The 14,475-nt window shown below is 62.6% G+C and carries 12 protein-coding genes; all 12 read right to left on the reverse strand.

Annotated elements, in window-relative coordinates:
* Positions 1 to 66: 66 nt before the first annotated feature.
* Positions 67 to 432 (reverse strand): RNA polymerase-binding protein RbpA, encoded by a 366-nt coding sequence (locus RCH11_RS10120; RefSeq protein WP_327056879.1) that lies wholly within the window; start codon positions 430 to 432, stop codon positions 67 to 69.
* A gap of 11 nt (positions 433 to 443) precedes the next feature.
* A complete protein-coding gene (gene secG / locus RCH11_RS10125; protein WP_327056880.1) occupies positions 444 to 695 on the reverse strand; it encodes a preprotein translocase subunit SecG in 252 nt (83 codons plus the stop codon).
* A gap of 98 nt (positions 696 to 793) precedes the next feature.
* Positions 794 to 1,579, reverse strand: coding sequence for a triose-phosphate isomerase (gene tpiA / locus RCH11_RS10130; protein ID WP_327056881.1), 786 nt, complete (start codon positions 1,577 to 1,579; stop codon positions 794 to 796).
* Positions 1,576 to 2,796 carry a phosphoglycerate kinase gene (locus tag RCH11_RS10135; protein ID WP_327056882.1) on the reverse strand — a complete coding sequence of 407 codons (1,221 nt, stop codon included), beginning with the start codon at positions 2,794 to 2,796 and terminating at the stop codon, positions 1,576 to 1,578. The genes tpiA and RCH11_RS10135 overlap by 4 nt, the downstream gene beginning before the upstream one ends.
* 9 nt (positions 2,797 to 2,805) lie before the next feature.
* On the reverse strand, positions 2,806 to 3,813 hold the full coding sequence (gap, locus tag RCH11_RS10140; RefSeq protein ID WP_327056883.1) for a type I glyceraldehyde-3-phosphate dehydrogenase: 1,008 nt from the start codon (positions 3,811 to 3,813) through the stop codon (positions 2,806 to 2,808).
* Between the two features lie 111 nt (positions 3,814 to 3,924).
* Positions 3,925 to 4,551 (reverse strand): superoxide dismutase, encoded by a 627-nt coding sequence (locus RCH11_RS10145; RefSeq protein WP_327056884.1) that lies wholly within the window; start codon positions 4,549 to 4,551, stop codon positions 3,925 to 3,927.
* A gap of 167 nt (positions 4,552 to 4,718) precedes the next feature.
* Positions 4,719 to 5,699 carry a DNA-binding protein WhiA gene (gene whiA / locus RCH11_RS10150; RefSeq protein WP_327056885.1) on the reverse strand — a complete coding sequence of 327 codons (981 nt, stop codon included), beginning with the start codon at positions 5,697 to 5,699 and terminating at the stop codon, positions 4,719 to 4,721.
* A gap of 106 nt (positions 5,700 to 5,805) precedes the next feature.
* The gene (gene rapZ, locus RCH11_RS10155) at positions 5,806 to 6,696 is read right to left on the reverse strand and encodes an RNase adapter RapZ (protein ID WP_327056886.1); all 891 of its coding nucleotides are present in this window, start codon (positions 6,694 to 6,696) and stop codon (positions 5,806 to 5,808) included.
* Between the two features lie 58 nt (positions 6,697 to 6,754).
* Entirely contained in the window at positions 6,755 to 8,650 is a 1,896-nt protein-coding gene (uvrC, locus tag RCH11_RS10160; RefSeq protein ID WP_327056887.1) for an excinuclease ABC subunit UvrC, read from the reverse strand.
* A 5-nt stretch (positions 8,651 to 8,655) separates the two neighbouring features.
* On the reverse strand, positions 8,656 to 11,592 hold the full coding sequence (gene uvrA, locus RCH11_RS10165; RefSeq protein WP_327056888.1) for an excinuclease ABC subunit UvrA: 2,937 nt from the start codon (positions 11,590 to 11,592) through the stop codon (positions 8,656 to 8,658).
* A 103-nt stretch (positions 11,593 to 11,695) separates the two neighbouring features.
* Positions 11,696 to 13,765 (reverse strand): excinuclease ABC subunit UvrB, encoded by a 2,070-nt coding sequence (gene uvrB, locus RCH11_RS10170; RefSeq protein ID WP_327056889.1) that lies wholly within the window; start codon positions 13,763 to 13,765, stop codon positions 11,696 to 11,698.
* Positions 13,766 to 13,826: 61 nt separating this feature from the next.
* Positions 13,827 to 14,438 carry a dephospho-CoA kinase gene (gene coaE / locus RCH11_RS10175; RefSeq protein WP_327056890.1) on the reverse strand — a complete coding sequence of 204 codons (612 nt, stop codon included), beginning with the start codon at positions 14,436 to 14,438 and terminating at the stop codon, positions 13,827 to 13,829.
* Positions 14,439 to 14,475: the final 37 nt, after the last annotated feature.

Below are 14,475 nucleotides of genomic sequence, written 5' to 3' on the forward strand. Positions count from 1 at the left end.
ACTGCGGTGTCAGTGCTACTGCGGCGTGAGGGCTACTGCGGTGTGAGGGCTACTGCGGCGTGAGGGCTACTGCGGCGTGAGGCGTCCGCGACGCGCGCGCAACTGCTCAAGAGCTTCATCGAGGAGCGTCGCGGCTTCCTCTTCGGTACGTCTCTCCTTCACGTAGGCGAGGTGTGTCTTGTACGGTTCGACCTTCACGACGGACGGCGGGTTCTCCTTGTCACGACCAGCCGGAAGACCGCAGTTCGGGCAGTCGAGCGTCGTGGGAATCTCTTCCGGCTCGATCGTTGCGAGGAAGTGGGGGCTCAACTCGTGGCCGTTGGCACACCAATAGAAGACCTGCAGCCGCTCGGCGTGGAAACCCCGGTCCTGCTCCCCCATCGGTCCCGCGCCGACACGAGAACCACGAATAGCACTGCCACCTGAAGCCATAGGTACGTCTCCTAGCCGGTCACGTCGAACTTGGTGATCAGACCAAGGACAATAATGGATGACACCCAGATCAGCGCGAGGATCAACGTGATTCTGTTGAGGTTGCGTTCGGCGACTCCGGATGCACCGAGGTTGCTGGTCACTCCGCCGCCGAACATGTCGGACAGCCCGCCGCCGCGACCGCGGTGAAGCAGGATGAGGAGAGTCAGCAGGAGACTCGTGATGCCGAGTACCACCTGCAGGATGACCTGAAGTATTTCCACGAACAGCCTTTCTGGGGCGCGACGATAAGGTCTATCGGGCGCGGTTTAGTATAACCGGCCTCAGCGGTTCGCTGTGAAACCGCCGAGCAAGCGAGGGCTCAGGTTCCAACGTGCTTCTGGAACTGCGCAATGCTGGAGAACTCCGCAAGGTCGAGACTCGCCCCGCCGACCAGGGCACCGTCCACGTTAGCTTCGCGCATGAAGCCCGCGATATTCACGGCCTTCACCGATCCTCCGTAAAGGATGCGGGTGGCGGATGCCGCCTCCTCGCCGATGATCTCCGCAAGAGTGGCCCGCAATTGGGCCGCGACCTGTTCCGCCTGCGCCGGGGTCGCCGCCTGGCCGGATCCGATCGCCCAGACCGGCTCGTACGCCACGACGATGTTTGCTCCCGTCTTCACCGATGCGAGCGCTCCGCGCAACTGGGCGACGGGAACGGCACTCGGCCCGTGCTTCTCAAGATCCTCGGCCGTCTCGCCGACGCAGAGCACCGGCACAAGACCGTGTGTAATCGCTGCAGCAACCTTCGCGGCGAGTTTCTCGTCGGTCTCGTGGTGAAGCGTGCGTCGCTCCGAGTGGCCGATGATGACGTATTCGCAGTCGAGGGCTTTGAGAAAGGCACCCGAGATCTCACCGGTGTAGGCACCGGAGTCGTGGGCCGACACATCCTGACCGCCGAATTTAAGCGGGAGCTTGTCGGCCGAGATCAGGGTCTGCACCGAACGCAGGTCGGTGAACGGCGGGAAGATGGCCACCTCGACCGTGCCGTAGTCGAGCTTCGCGTCCTTGAGACTCCAGGCCAGCTTCTGCACGAAGGCGATCGACTGCAAGTGGTCGAGGTTCATCTTCCAGTTGCCGGCGATGAATGGGGTGCGTGTAGTCATTTTGCTGTCCATCCGAGTATTTCCAGGCCGGGAAGGCTCTTGCCCTCCAGGAATTCGAGACTCGCACCACCACCGGTGGAGATATGGCCGAACTGGTCGTCGGTGAACCCGAGGGCCCGCACCGCAGCGGCGGAGTCCCCTCCGCCGACCACCGAAAGGCCGTCGACCTCGGTCAATGCCTTGGCGACAGTCTTCGTGCCCGCAGCGAATGGCTCGAGTTCGAAGACACCCATTGGACCGTTCCAGAACACGGTCTTCGACGCGCGGATGACCTCCGCGAATCGGGCAGCCGTCTGCGGGCCGATATCCAGTCCAACACCGGACTCGCCCCAGGGCGAACCCTCGATGTCGTCCGCCGGGCGAACTTGGTGCTCCGCGTCGGCTCCGAATTTCGAGGCGACGACAACATCCGTCGGAAGCACGATCTCGACCCCCAGCTCCTCAGCCTTCGCGAGATAGCCCCGCACGACATCCAACTGGTCGAGCTCGAGCAGGCTCGCGCCGACCTGGTTGCCTCGTGCTGCCAAAAAAGTAAAGAGCATGCCGCCCCCGACGAGCAGAGAGTCGACTCGCGGAAGAAGGTGGGCAATCACACCGAGCTTGTCCGACACCTTAGATCCGCCGAGCACGACAGCGTACGGCCTGGTGGGCGACGCGGTGAGCCGGTCGAGCACGTCGAGTTCGGTGACGATGAGGGTGCCTGCTGCGCTCGGCAACAACTCGGCCAATTCATAAACGCTCGCCTGCTTGCGGTGGACCACACCGAATCCATCGGACACGAACGCATCACCGAATGCGGCGAGCTTACGTGCGAACTCACGACGCTCATCCGCACTCTTTGCCGTCTCCCCCGGATTGAAACGGAGGTTCTCGAGCAGGGCGACGTCTCCGTCCGCCAGACCGTCCACGACTTCCGCCGCAGAGCTTCCTACGGTGTCGGAGGCAAAGGTCACGGGCTGCCCGAGAAGCTCACTCAGCCGCTGGGCCACTGGAGCAAGGCTGTACTTCGCCTCCGGGGCGCCCTGTGGGCGTCCAAGATGCGACACCACGACCACACGGGCCCCGGCATTGATGAGCAGGTTGAGGGTGGGAAGCGAGGCGCGGATGCGGCCATCGTCCGTGATCTGAGCGCCTGCAAGAGGAACATTCAAATCACAGCGAACGATGACCGTCCTGCCCGCAAGCGAACCGAGAGAATCGATCGTGCGGAGCGTCATCCGGCTGCCTTACAGGCGGTCTGCGACGTACTCGGTGAAGTCGACGAGACGGTTGGAGTAGCCCCACTCGTTGTCGTACCAGCCGGCGATCTTGACCTGGTTGCCGATCACCTTGGTGAGGCCGGAATCGAAGATGCAGGAGTGCGGGTCGCCCTGGATATCACTGGAGACGATCGGGTCCTCCGTGTAGCTGAGGAAGCCCTTGAGCGGGCCGCTCTCCGCTGCCGCTTTGTAGGCCGCGTTGACCTCGGCGACGGTGACGTTGCGGCTGGCCTCGATCGTGAGGTCGGTGATCGAGCCGGTGGGTACTGGCACGCGGAGCGCGTAGCCGTCGAGCTTGCCGATGAGCTCGGGAACGACCAACCCGAGGGCCTTCGCGGCACCGGTCGAGGTCGGGATGATGTTGAGCGCCGCGGCACGGGCACGACGCAGGTCGCTGTGCGGCCCGTCCTGCAGGTTCTGGTCGGCGGTGTAGGCGTGCACCGTGGTCATGAGGCCACGCTCAATACCGAAGGCCTCCATGAACACCTTGGCCAGCGGCGCGAGGCAGTTGGTGGTGCACGACGCGTTGGAGAGGATGTGCTGGGTGGCAGGTTCGTAAAGGTGCTCGTTGACCCCCATGACGAAGGTGCCGTCGTCTCCGGTCGCGGGAGCAGAGATAATGACCTTCTTGGCGCCGGCCTCGATGTGCTTGGAAGCATCCTTCGCGTTCGTGAAGCGACCGGTCGACTCGATGACGATGTCGACGCCAAGGGCGCCCCAACCGAGGTTCGCTGGGTCGCGCTCGGCCAGGACCTTGATGCGCTTGCCACCGACAACAATGAACTCGCCATCGACCGATACGTCCTCAGACAGGCGCCCGGCAACGGAGTCGTACTTCAGCAGGTGCGCGAGCGACTTGGGGTCGGTGAGGTCGTTGACGGCAACGACTTCGAGGTCAGCGCCCTGCGCGAGAGCCGCGCGGAGGTAGTTGCGACCAATGCGGCCGAAGCCGTTGATACCGATCTTGACAGTCAAGAGAACTCCTGTTGCTGAGGCGCCGTGAGCGCGACTTTGTGGGGGCGAGGTGAAATACAGCTGAGAACAGGGGTGCGGCCGGGACGAACCCGGCCACACCGCGCTGATTTGCTATGAGAGTACCAGCAGGCCGTTCATCTTTTCGCGAGCGACGTCGAAACGCTGCTGCACATTCGCCCAGTTAGCGATGTTCCAGAACGCCTTGACGTAGTCCGCTCGCACGTTCTTGTAGTCGAGGTAATACGCGTGCTCCCAGACGTCGAGCATGAGAACCGGAACGGTGCCGGCGGCAAAATTCGACTGCTGGTCGAAGAACTGGCTGATGAGCAGCTTCTCGCCGATCGAGTCCCAGACCAGGGCGGCCCAGCCGGAGCCCTGCACGCCGAGCGCGGCTGCGGTGAAGTGCGCCGTGAACTTGTCGAAGGATCCGAAGTTGTCATCGATCGCGGACGCGAGCTGTCCGACCGGCTTGTCGCCGCCATCCGGTGAGAGATTGGTCCAGAAGATGGAGTGGTTCACGTGCCCACCGAGGTTGAAGGCGAGGTCCTTCTCGAGCTTGTTGACGTTGGCAAGGTCACCGGAGTCGCGGGCGGCTGCGAGTGCAGCGACGGCCGCATTGGCTCCGGTCACGTAGGCCTGGTGATGCTTGGAGTGGTGAAGCTCCATGATGGCCCCGCTGATGCTCGGAGCGAGTGCTCCGTAGTCGTATCCCAGTTCGGGGAGAGTGTAATCGGCCATAGTGCGATCTCCTTTGTGAGTAGCCCGCTTACCCGACAGTTCCCGTCGGTGCGGGTCTTTTTTCAGTGTACTCGGCACAACGGCGGCACCCATCAGATGCTTCCCTCCAAGTGGAGACACCTTCAATACTCGCTCAGGCGAGTGGCCGATCCGGGCTGATTGACCGCTCAGGCGTCGTCGTAATCGGGGGGAAGATTTGCGTCGGTGCCCGGGATCCCGAGATCGACAGCACGCTTGTCGGCCATGGCGAGAAGACGGCGAATGCGGCCAGCAACGGCATCCTTCGTCATCGGCGGATCGGCGTGGTGTCCGAGTTCGTCGAGGCTCGAGTCCCGGAAGCGCAAGCGCAGGTCTCCCGCGTAACGCAGGTGTTCGGGAACGTCGCCGTCGAGGATCTCCAGAGCACGCTCAACGCGAGCACAGGCCGCCACTGCGGCCTGCGCGGACCGACGCAGGTTCGCATCGTCAAAATTGACGAGGCGATTGGCCGTCGCGCGCACCTCCCGGCGCTGGCGCAGCTCTTCCCAGTTGAGAACGGTTGAATGTGCACCCATGTGCACCAGCATCGCGCTGATGGCTTCGCCGTCGCGGATGACGACCCGGTGGACTCCGCGCACCTCCCGTGCCTTCGCCGCGATCTTTAGCCGCCCAGCAGCGCCGACGAGCGCCATAGCGGACTCGTTACCGGGGCAGGTGATCTCGAGAGCCGCCGAGCGGCCGGGGTCGGTGAGCGAGCCGTGCGCAAGAAACGCTCCGCGCCAGACGGCGGCAAGCTCCTCACGGCTGCCGGTGGTGAGCTTGTTCGGGAGGCCGCGGATTGGTCGTCGGCGCGCATCCAGCAGACCCGTTTGGCGCGCCAGAGTCTCGCCCCCGTCCAGCACGCGCACGAGGTAGTGGCTCGTGCGCCGAAGCCCGGAAGCGGAAATGACGGAGATTTCGCTCCTCACCCCGTACAGCTCGGCGAGGTCTTTGCGCACGCGTCGTGCGAGCTGTGCGGTGTCGAGCTCAGACTCGACAGCGATGCGCCCTGAGATAAGGTGCAGGCCCCCGGAGAAACGAAGAATGGTGGCGAGCTCCGCTGCTCGAACTGTGGTCTTGCTCACATCGATGCGGGCGAGTTCGTCTTTGACGTCGGCGGTGAGAGCCAATCCGATTTCCTATCTTTCAGTTATTCGAGGATCGCGCGGTCTGATCCCGCGGATTCAGCGGCGTCCAGGACCATCGAAGTTGTAGCGGAGGTCGGGGGCAATGGCTCTATTCGCGACCGAGGTCGCGATGTTTGATGCTGACAGCGACTCCGGGTTGCTCGCGCAGTAGAGAGGCCAGTCGTTGCACTATCGCGACCGACCGGTGCTTTCCCCCCGTGCATCCAATGGCGATCGTAGCGTGTCTCTTGTTTTCGCGCTGATATCCAGCGAGCACCGGCTCGAGTGCGAGCACATACCGGTCGACGAATTCTACGGAGCCCTCCTGGGCGAGCACATAGTCGCTCACCGGGGTATCCAGCCCGCTGAGAGCGCGCAGGGCCGGAATCCAGAACGGATTGGGAAGGAAACGCATATCCGCCACGAGGTCGGCATCGGCCGGGAGCCCATATTTGTAGCCAAAGCTCAGCACCGTGAGCTGGAGACCCGGGGTATCGGCACTGGAGAAGGTCTCAGAGATCTTCGTCGCGAGCTGGTGGATATTGAGGTCGGAGGTGTCCACAATGATGTCACTCGACTCGCGAAGCCCGAGCATCCGTTGTCGTTCGGCACCGATACCATCGAGAAGCGTTCCGTCGCCTTGGAGAGGATGGGGCCGCCGAACCTGCTCAAACCGTCGCACCAGAACGGCGTCAGTTGCCTCCAGGAAGAGCACGCGAACGGGAGTCGCCTCACGAAGGGCCTCAACGGTCTGCTCGAGATCGGCGAACAGCTTGCCTCCCCGTACGTCGACGACAGCGGCGACCTTGGGCAGGTTGTTGCCAGCCTTGCCGGCCAGCTCTACCAGTGGACGGAGCATTTGGGGCGGGAGATTGTCGACGACATACCAGCCGAGGTCCTCAAGCGCGTTGCCAACGGTGGATCGCCCCGCACCGGACATGCCGGTGACGATGAGCACCTCCTGGTGCTGTTCGGGCTGGTGGTAGCTGTCCCCGGTCATCGCGTGGTCACACCTTTACTCCTGTGCGCTTGCCTGTTCGGCAAGCCTACCGACCAAGTCACTCCCGGAGTTTCTCGAAGATTGTTTGCGCGACGACGGTTCCCACACCTTTGACCTCCGCGATCGCGACCGGATCCGCTGCGCGCAATTGCGTGACCGACCCGAAATGGCGAAGCAGTTCCTTCACCCGAGCCGGGCCAAGCCCGGGAATTTCAGACAGCACCGACCCCACATCGCGCTTTCGCCGTTGACGCTGGTAGGTGATTGCGAACCGATGAGCTTCATCCCGGATGCGCTGGATCAGGAAGAGCGCGTCGCTGTTGCGCGGGAGGATAACGGGATAATCATTGCCGGGAAGCCAGATCTCCTCCAGCCGTTTCGCGATGCCACACAGCGTGATCCCGGTGATGCCGGCGTCGTCCAAAGCACGCGCTGCGGCCGCCACCTGCGGCTGTCCGCCGTCGACGATGAGGAGGTTGGGGCGGTAAGCGAACCTCGGACGCCCACTTGGCTCGACAGCCTCCGCTACCGGAAGGGAGGGGTCGTCTTCGAGGTGCGAAAGCCGCCGAGAGAGCGTCTGGTAAATAGATTCCGTGTCGTCTGTAGACTCCGAGATGCTGAAGCGACGGTACTGGTCCTTGCGCGGCAGGCCGTCTTCAAACACGACCATCGACGCGACGATATTGGTGCCGCTCAGGTGCGATACGTCGTAGCACTCCATTCGCAACGGGGCATCCTCCATTCCGAGGGCCTCCTGGATATCTGCGAGGGCCTGGGACCGCGCCACGAAGTCCCCACTGCGGCGCGTCTTGTAGAGAATAAGGGCATTGCGCGCGTTGGTTGCAACGGTAAGAGCGAGGGCAGCGAGTTCGCCGCGCTGGGCGACTCGCATGACCACCTTGCCCGGTCCGGACCGCCCCTGTCCGACCCCTCGTTCGGCCCGAAGCTCGGTAAGCCAGGTCTCCAGCTCGGCCGCGTCGTCCGGCAGCTCGGGGACCACGACGAGTCGTGGCGGATCGAGCTCGTCGTAGGCGTTGTGCACGACAGTCTCCACGAGTTCGTCCAGCTCGAGGTCGAGTTCCTTGTCTACCACCCAGCTGCGCACACCGCGGATACGCCCACCGCGCACCGTGAACTGCTGCACCGCAGCGGCCAACTCGTCATGCGCGATGCCAAAAATGTCGGCATCCACATCTTCCGAGAGCACAACGGTATTTTTTGACAGCGCGGTCTCGAGAGCGCCGAGCTGGTCACGAAATTTCGCCGCAGATTCATAGTCCTGCACGGCCGCCGCTGCTTTCATTCGCTTGGAGACTTCGCCGACGTACTTTGAGTCATTTCCTCCCATGAACGAGGCGAAGTCGAGGGCGATCGACTTGTGCTCGGCCTTGGAGACCCGACCGACACAGGGCGCCGCGCACTTTCCGATGTCGCCAAGCAGGCACGGTCTCCCGGTCTGCTCCGCACGCTTGTAGGTGGATTCTGAGCAGCTGCGCATCGGGAATGCCTTGAGCATGATGTCAACGGTTTCGCGAATCGCCCAGACCTTCGTGTACGGCCCGAAGTAGCGGGCGCCTCTGAGGTTGCGGTTGCGGGTCACCAGCACTCGCGGCACATCCTCGCCGAGGGTGATCGCGAGGTAGGGGTAGGACTTGTCGTCCCGGAACTGCACGTTGAATGGTGGATCGAATTCCTTGATCCAGGTGAACTCGAGCTGAAGAGCTTCGAATTCCGTGCCGACAACCGTCCACTCGACGGATGCTGCGCTCAGCACCATGCGCCGCGTGCGCTCATGCAGGCTCGCCAGCGGCGCGAAGTAGTTGCTCAGGCGCGCACGGAGATTCTTTGCCTTGCCGACGTAGAGCACGCGTTGCGCGGCATCCCGAAAGCGGTAGACCCCGGGTTGCTGGGGGATCTCGCCCGCCTTGGGGCGCCACGCCACGGTGTCGGACACGGCAGCTACCTCGTCGCGAGCGCTTGAGGACGGGTCGTCATGGGCTTCTTGCGACGCACCGGCGTTACAGCCTCTGGCAGGATTTCCTTGAGGAAGGAACCGGTAAAGCTCGCCTCCACGGTAGCCAGGTGCTCGGGTGTGCCCACCGCGAGGATCTCTCCTCCGCCGGCACCGCCCTCTGGACCGAGGTCGATGAGCCAGTCCGCAGACTTGATCACGTCGAGATTGTGCTCGATCACGATCACGGTGTTTCCCTTGTCCACGAGCCCGTTGAGCACCAGCAGGAGCTTGCGCACGTCTTCGAAGTGCAGCCCGGTGGTTGGCTCATCGAGCACGTAGATACTGCGCCCCATCGATCGCTTCTGTAGCTCGGTCGCGAGCTTCACCCGCTGGGCCTCGCCGCCGGAGAGTGTCGTTGCACTTTGGCCGAGACGCACATAACCGAGCCCGACGTCGACGAGAGTCTTCAAGAAACGGCTGATCGAGGAGATCGCCTCGAAGAAATCGGCAGCCTCACTGATCGGCATATCCAACACCTCTGCGATGCTCTTGCCCTTGTAGTGCACCGCGAGCGTCTCGCGGTTATAGCGAGCGCCGTTACAGACCTCGCACACCACGTAGACGTCGGGCAGGAAGTTCATCTCGATCTTGATTGTTCCGTCGCCTGAACAGTTTTCACAGCGCCCGCCCTTGACGTTGAAACTGAATCGACCCGGGAGATAGCCGCGCGCTTTGGCGTCCTGGGTCTCACTGAACAGGGTTCGGATCTTGTCGAACACCCCGGTGTAGGTGGCCGGGTTGGAGCGTGGCGTGCGCCCGATCGGTGCCTGGTCCACGTGCACGACCTTGTCGAGGTTGTCCAGCCCGGTGACACGGGTGTGCTTGCCCGGAATCTGGCGGGCGCCGTTGAGCTCGTTGGCCAACACTTTGTAGAGGATGTCGTTGATGAGGCTGGACTTTCCCGATCCGCTGACACCGGTGACCGCAGTGAAGGTGCCAAGCGGGAATTCGACGGTGACGTTGCGCAGGTTGTTGGCGCGCGCGCCCTCGACCGTGAGCATCCGCTTCTTATCGATCCGGCGGCGCGATTTAGGGGTCTCGATCGAGCGGCGGCCGGAGAGGTAGTCGCCGGTCATCGAATCCGTGTTGGCGAGCAGCGCTTCGTATGACCCGGAGTGCACGACCTCTCCGCCGTGCTCTCCCGCACCGGGACCGATGTCGACGATCCAGTCTGCCGTGCGAATCGTGTCTTCATCGTGCTCGACCACGATGAGCGTGTTGCCGAGGTTCTTCAGCTTGACGAGAGTCTCGATGAGACGCCGATTGTCACGTTGGTGCAATCCGATGCTCGGCTCATCGAGCACGTACAGCACTCCGGTGAGGCCCGATCCGATCTGCGTGGCGAGGCGGATGCGCTGGGCCTCGCCGCCAGAGAGGGAGCCAGCTGACCGGGCGAGATTGAGATAACTCAGACCGACTTCAATCAGGAACTCGAGCCGCAATCGAATCTCCCGCAGTACCTGCGCGGCAATCTTCGCATCACGCGCGGATAGCTCGAGTCGCTGCATGAAGTCGAAGGCATCGACGAGGCTGAGCTCCGCGACATCCGCAATGTTGTAATCATGCACTGTGACGGCAAGCACTTCGGGCCTGAGCCGTTTACCGTTACAGACCGGGCAGTCGATCTCTCTCAGGTATGCCGAGTAACGCTGCCGTGCCGAATCGGTCTCGGCCTCGAGGAACTTGCGCTCGATGTATGGCATTACGCCCTCGAACCCGGTGGAATACTTCATCTCACGGCCGAAGCGGTTCTTCCACTTGACGGTGACCTCGAAGTCGTTTCCCTTGAGGATCGCGTTCTGGATGTCCGTGCCGAGGTCGCGCCATGGTGTCTTGAGCGAGAAGTCGAGGTCGGCGGCGAGGCCCTCGAGCAATCGCTGGAAATAGTTGAACAGGCCCTTGCCCGACTGCGTCCACGGGAGGATCACGCCGTCGGCAAGGCTGAGGGCCGGGTCTCCGAGCAGCAGTTCCGAATCGACCGACATCCTGGTGCCGAGACCGGAGCACTCGGGGCAGGCGCCGAATGGGGCATTGAAGGAGAAGGTGCGCGGTTCGATCTCGGTGAGCTGCACCGGGTGCCCGTTCGGACACGACAGCTTCTCGCTGAAGTTGCGCCAGGCGTCGGGACCGGTGGCGTCGACATAGTTGACACTCACCAACCCGTCAGTAAGACGCAACGCCGTCTCCAGAGAGTCGGTCAGCCGAGTGAGAATGTCGTCGGCGGCGACAAGACGGTCAACGACAACGGAAATGTCGTGTTTGTATTGCTTTTTCAGTGTCGGCGGATCACTGAGCTGAATCTGCTCGCCGTCAACTATTGCCCGAGAGTAGCCACTCGCGGCGAGTTCCTTGAAGAGGTCGACGAACTCGCCCTTCTTCTGCGAGATCACGGGGCTCACTATCTGATAGCGCACTCCGGTCTCGAGGGTCATCAGTTGGTCGGCGATCTGTTGTACCGACTGGCGCTCGATCTTCTCGCCGCAAATCGCGCAGTGGGGTACCCCGATACGGGCCCAGAGGAGCCGCATGTAGTCGTAGATCTCGGTGATGGTGCCGACCGTGGAGCGCGGGTTGCGATTGGTTGACTTTTGGTCGATCGAGACGGCCGGACTCAGGCCATCGATGAAATCGACGTCTGGGCGATCGACCTGGCCGAGGAACTGCCGTGCGTAGGCAGACAGTGATTCCACATACCGACGTTGGCCTTCGGCGAAGATCGTGTCGAAGGCAAGCGATGACTTTCCGGAGCCGGAGAGGCCGGTGAACACCACCAGAGAGTCTCGAGGAATCTCGAGGTCGACACCCTTGAGATTGTGCACTCTCGCCCCATGGACAGAAAGCTTCGAACCGGACTCAACGCGGGAAATAGACACTCTTAACATTCTATGCAGGCCACCGACACTGAAGCCCCGCGTTCGCTCTGTGCGTAGCGAGGAGTGACTTCCCGTGTGGCTTCGCGATGATGCAGCACATACGCCGGTCTGCTCAGGAGATGTGACCGGCCGCTTCCATCTGCCTTAGCTCCTTCTTGAGATCCGATACCTCATCGCGTAGCCTCCCGGCGAGCTCGAACTTGAGCTCCCCCGCGGCCATCAACATCTGGTCGTTGAGATCTCGGATGATCGACTCGAGGTCGTTCGCCCCGCTGGCCGCCAGCCCCCCATGCCGCTTGAGGTTCGGCGTGGGAGACCGCTTGCGGCCGTCCCGGTTGGAGAGCAGCGCCGCCGTGTCCGCACCCTCGCGGTTGAGCGACTCGGTGATGTCGGCGATCTTCTTGCGAAGCGGCTGCGGATCGACCCCGCGCTCGAGGTTGTACGCGACCTGCAACTCTCGGCGACGCGTGGTCTCCGAGATTGCGAGCTTCATGGAGTCGGTCATCACGTCGGCATACATGTGCACGGCACCGGAGACGTTGCGCGCTGCGCGCCCGATGGTCTGGATGAGGGAGGTCGAGGAGCGCAGGAAGCCCTCCTTGTCCGCATCGAGAATCGCCACAAGGGAGACCTCCGGGAGGTCGAGACCCTCTCGCAACAGGTTGATTCCGACGAGCACGTCGTAGACCCCCTGGCGGAGTTCCGTGAGCAGCTCGACACGGCGAAGGGTGTCGACATCCGAGTGCAGGTAACGCACCCGCACCCCAGCCTCGCCAAGAAATTCGGTGAGTTCCTCCGCCATTTTCTTGGTGAGCGTCGTGACAAGTACACGTTCGTTAGCCGCGGTGCGCTTGCGGATCTCCTCGAGCAGGTCGTCGATCTGGCCCTTGGATGGTTTGACCACGATCTCCGGGTCGATGAGACCGGTGGGGCGGATGATCTGCTCCACAACGCTGTCGGTGATACCCATCTCATATTTCCCGGGCGTGGCCGAGAGGTACACCTTCTGGCCCACCCGGTCGAGAAACTCGTTGAACTTGAGCGGACGGTTGTCGAGCGCACTCGGCAGGCGAAAACCGTGGTCAACGAGCGTGCGTTTGCGCGAGGCATCCCCCTCATACATCGCACCGATCTGTGGCACGGTCACATGCGACTCGTCGATCACGACGAGAAAATCATCGGGGAAGTAGTCGATCAGGCAGTGCGGAGCCTCGCCCGGCTGTCGCTGGTCGATGTGACGAGAGTAGTTCTCGATGCCACTGCAGAATCCGATCTGCTCCATCATTTCGATGTCGAAGGTCGTGCGCATGCGGAGCCTCTGAGCCTCGAGGAGCTTGCCCTCTCGCTCGAGTTGCTTCAGCCGCTCGTCGAGCTCCACCTTGATGGTCTTGATCGCCGCGTGCATGCGTTCCTGGCCAGCCACATAGTGTGACCCGGGGAACACCGACACTGCATCGAGCTTTTTGACGACGTCGCCGGTCAGCGGATGCAGGCTGTACAGACCCTCAATCTCGTCACCGAACATTTCGATGCGGATCGCGAGCTCCTCATACATCGGGATGATCTCGATGGTGTCGCCGCGCACCCGGAAGTTGCCGCGCGAGAAGTCCACGTCGTTGCGCTGGTACTGCATCGACACGAACTTGCGGATGAGCGTTTCACGGTTGATCTTCATGCCGACCTGGAGGGCCAACATGGCATCCAGATACTCCTCAGAAGAGCCGAGACCGTAGATGCAGGACACCGTGGAGACAACGATCACATCTCGGCGACTGAGCAGTGAGTTGGTGGTCGAGTGCCTGAGCCGCTCGACCTCGGCGTTCACCGACGAGTCCTTTTCAATGAAGGTATCGGTCTGTGGCACATAGGCCTCTGGCTGGTAGTAGTCGTAGTACGAGACGAAATACTCCACGGCGTTGTTCGGCATCAGCTCGCGGAATTCGTTGGCGAGCTGTGCAGCAAGAGTCTTGTTGTGCGCAAGCACGAGAGTGGGTCGCTGCACCGCTTCGATGAGCCAGGCCGTGGTGGCCGACTTGCCGGTGCCGGTGGCACCGAGCAGAACGACATCGGTTTCGCCTGCATTGATCCGTGCGGTCAGCTCCGCGATCGCCGTCGGCTGGTCGCCGCTCGGGATGTAGTCGCTGATGACCTCGAAAGGGCGCACTGAGCGTGTCGGTTCCATGTTTCAAGCTTAGGCAGCGCCACCGACACCGGTACCGGATATCTCCGTGGGCAGAATGCGTTTAGTGGTGACTCGCGCGCCCCGCCCAGAGGGCATCCGCCTGTTCAATCGTCTCCTCTAGCGTTCCGTTGCTGTCGATGACCACATCGGCGATGGCGAGCCGCTCGGTGTCGGTCGCCTGGGAGTTGAGCCGGTGGAGCGCTTCCTCGCGAGTCAGCCCCCGCAATTGCACGAGCCGGCGCACGCGGGTCTCGGTGCTGGCACCGACCACGACGACGAGGTCGAACCGGTGATAGCCAGGATCCCGCAACGCCTCGGCGAGAAGCGGCACGTCGTACACGACGACCGCGTTGGGGTCACGATCGGACGCTTCGGCGAACAGGCGCGAACTCAGCTCGCGGATGGCGGGATGCGTAATGGCGTTGAGGGCGAGGCGGGCATCGGGGTCCCGGAAGATCACGGCGCCAAGCGCGGCGCGGTCCAGCGTGCCATCTGCAGCGATCACATCGACACCGAACCGTTCGGTGATCGCCGCGAGACCGGGAGTGCCAACGGCCACGACGTCTCGAGCGAGTTGGTCGGCATCCACCCTCGTGGCCCCGAGCTCCTCAAGCCGGCGAGCAACCACTGTTTTTCCCGAGGCTATGCCGCCCGTGAGGCCGATGAGATACACGTGAGCAATGCTAGCCGGACCGTAACCCGAGTGGCCG

Origin of the sequence: Glaciihabitans sp. GrIS 2.15 (assembly GCF_035984695.1) — a bacterium.
Classification (GTDB): domain Bacteria; phylum Actinomycetota; class Actinomycetes; order Actinomycetales; family Microbacteriaceae; genus Lacisediminihabitans.

What these genes read in the sequence shown, in the direction of transcription:
- tpiA (WP_327056881.1), bottom strand. Translation starts at nt 1,579, where the DNA reads ATGACTACACGCACCCCATTCATCGCCGGCAACTGGAAGATGAACCTC.
- RCH11_RS10145 (WP_327056884.1), bottom strand. Translation starts at nt 4,551, where the DNA reads ATGGCCGATTACACTCTCCCCGAACTGGGATACGACTACGGAGCACTC.
- RCH11_RS10120 (WP_327056879.1), bottom strand. Translation starts at nt 432, where the DNA reads ATGGCTTCAGGTGGCAGTGCTATTCGTGGTTCTCGTGTCGGCGCGGGA.
- RCH11_RS10135 (WP_327056882.1), bottom strand. Translation starts at nt 2,796, where the DNA reads ATGACGCTCCGCACGATCGATTCTCTCGGTTCGCTTGCGGGCAGGACG.
- uvrA (WP_327056888.1), bottom strand. Translation starts at nt 11,592, where the DNA reads ATGTTAAGAGTGTCTATTTCCCGCGTTGAGTCCGGTTCGAAGCTTTCT.
- uvrB (WP_327056889.1), bottom strand. Translation starts at nt 13,765, where the DNA reads ATGGAACCGACACGCTCAGTGCGCCCTTTCGAGGTCATCAGCGACTAC.
- rapZ (WP_327056886.1), bottom strand. Translation starts at nt 6,696, where the DNA reads ATGACCGGGGACAGCTACCACCAGCCCGAACAGCACCAGGAGGTGCTC.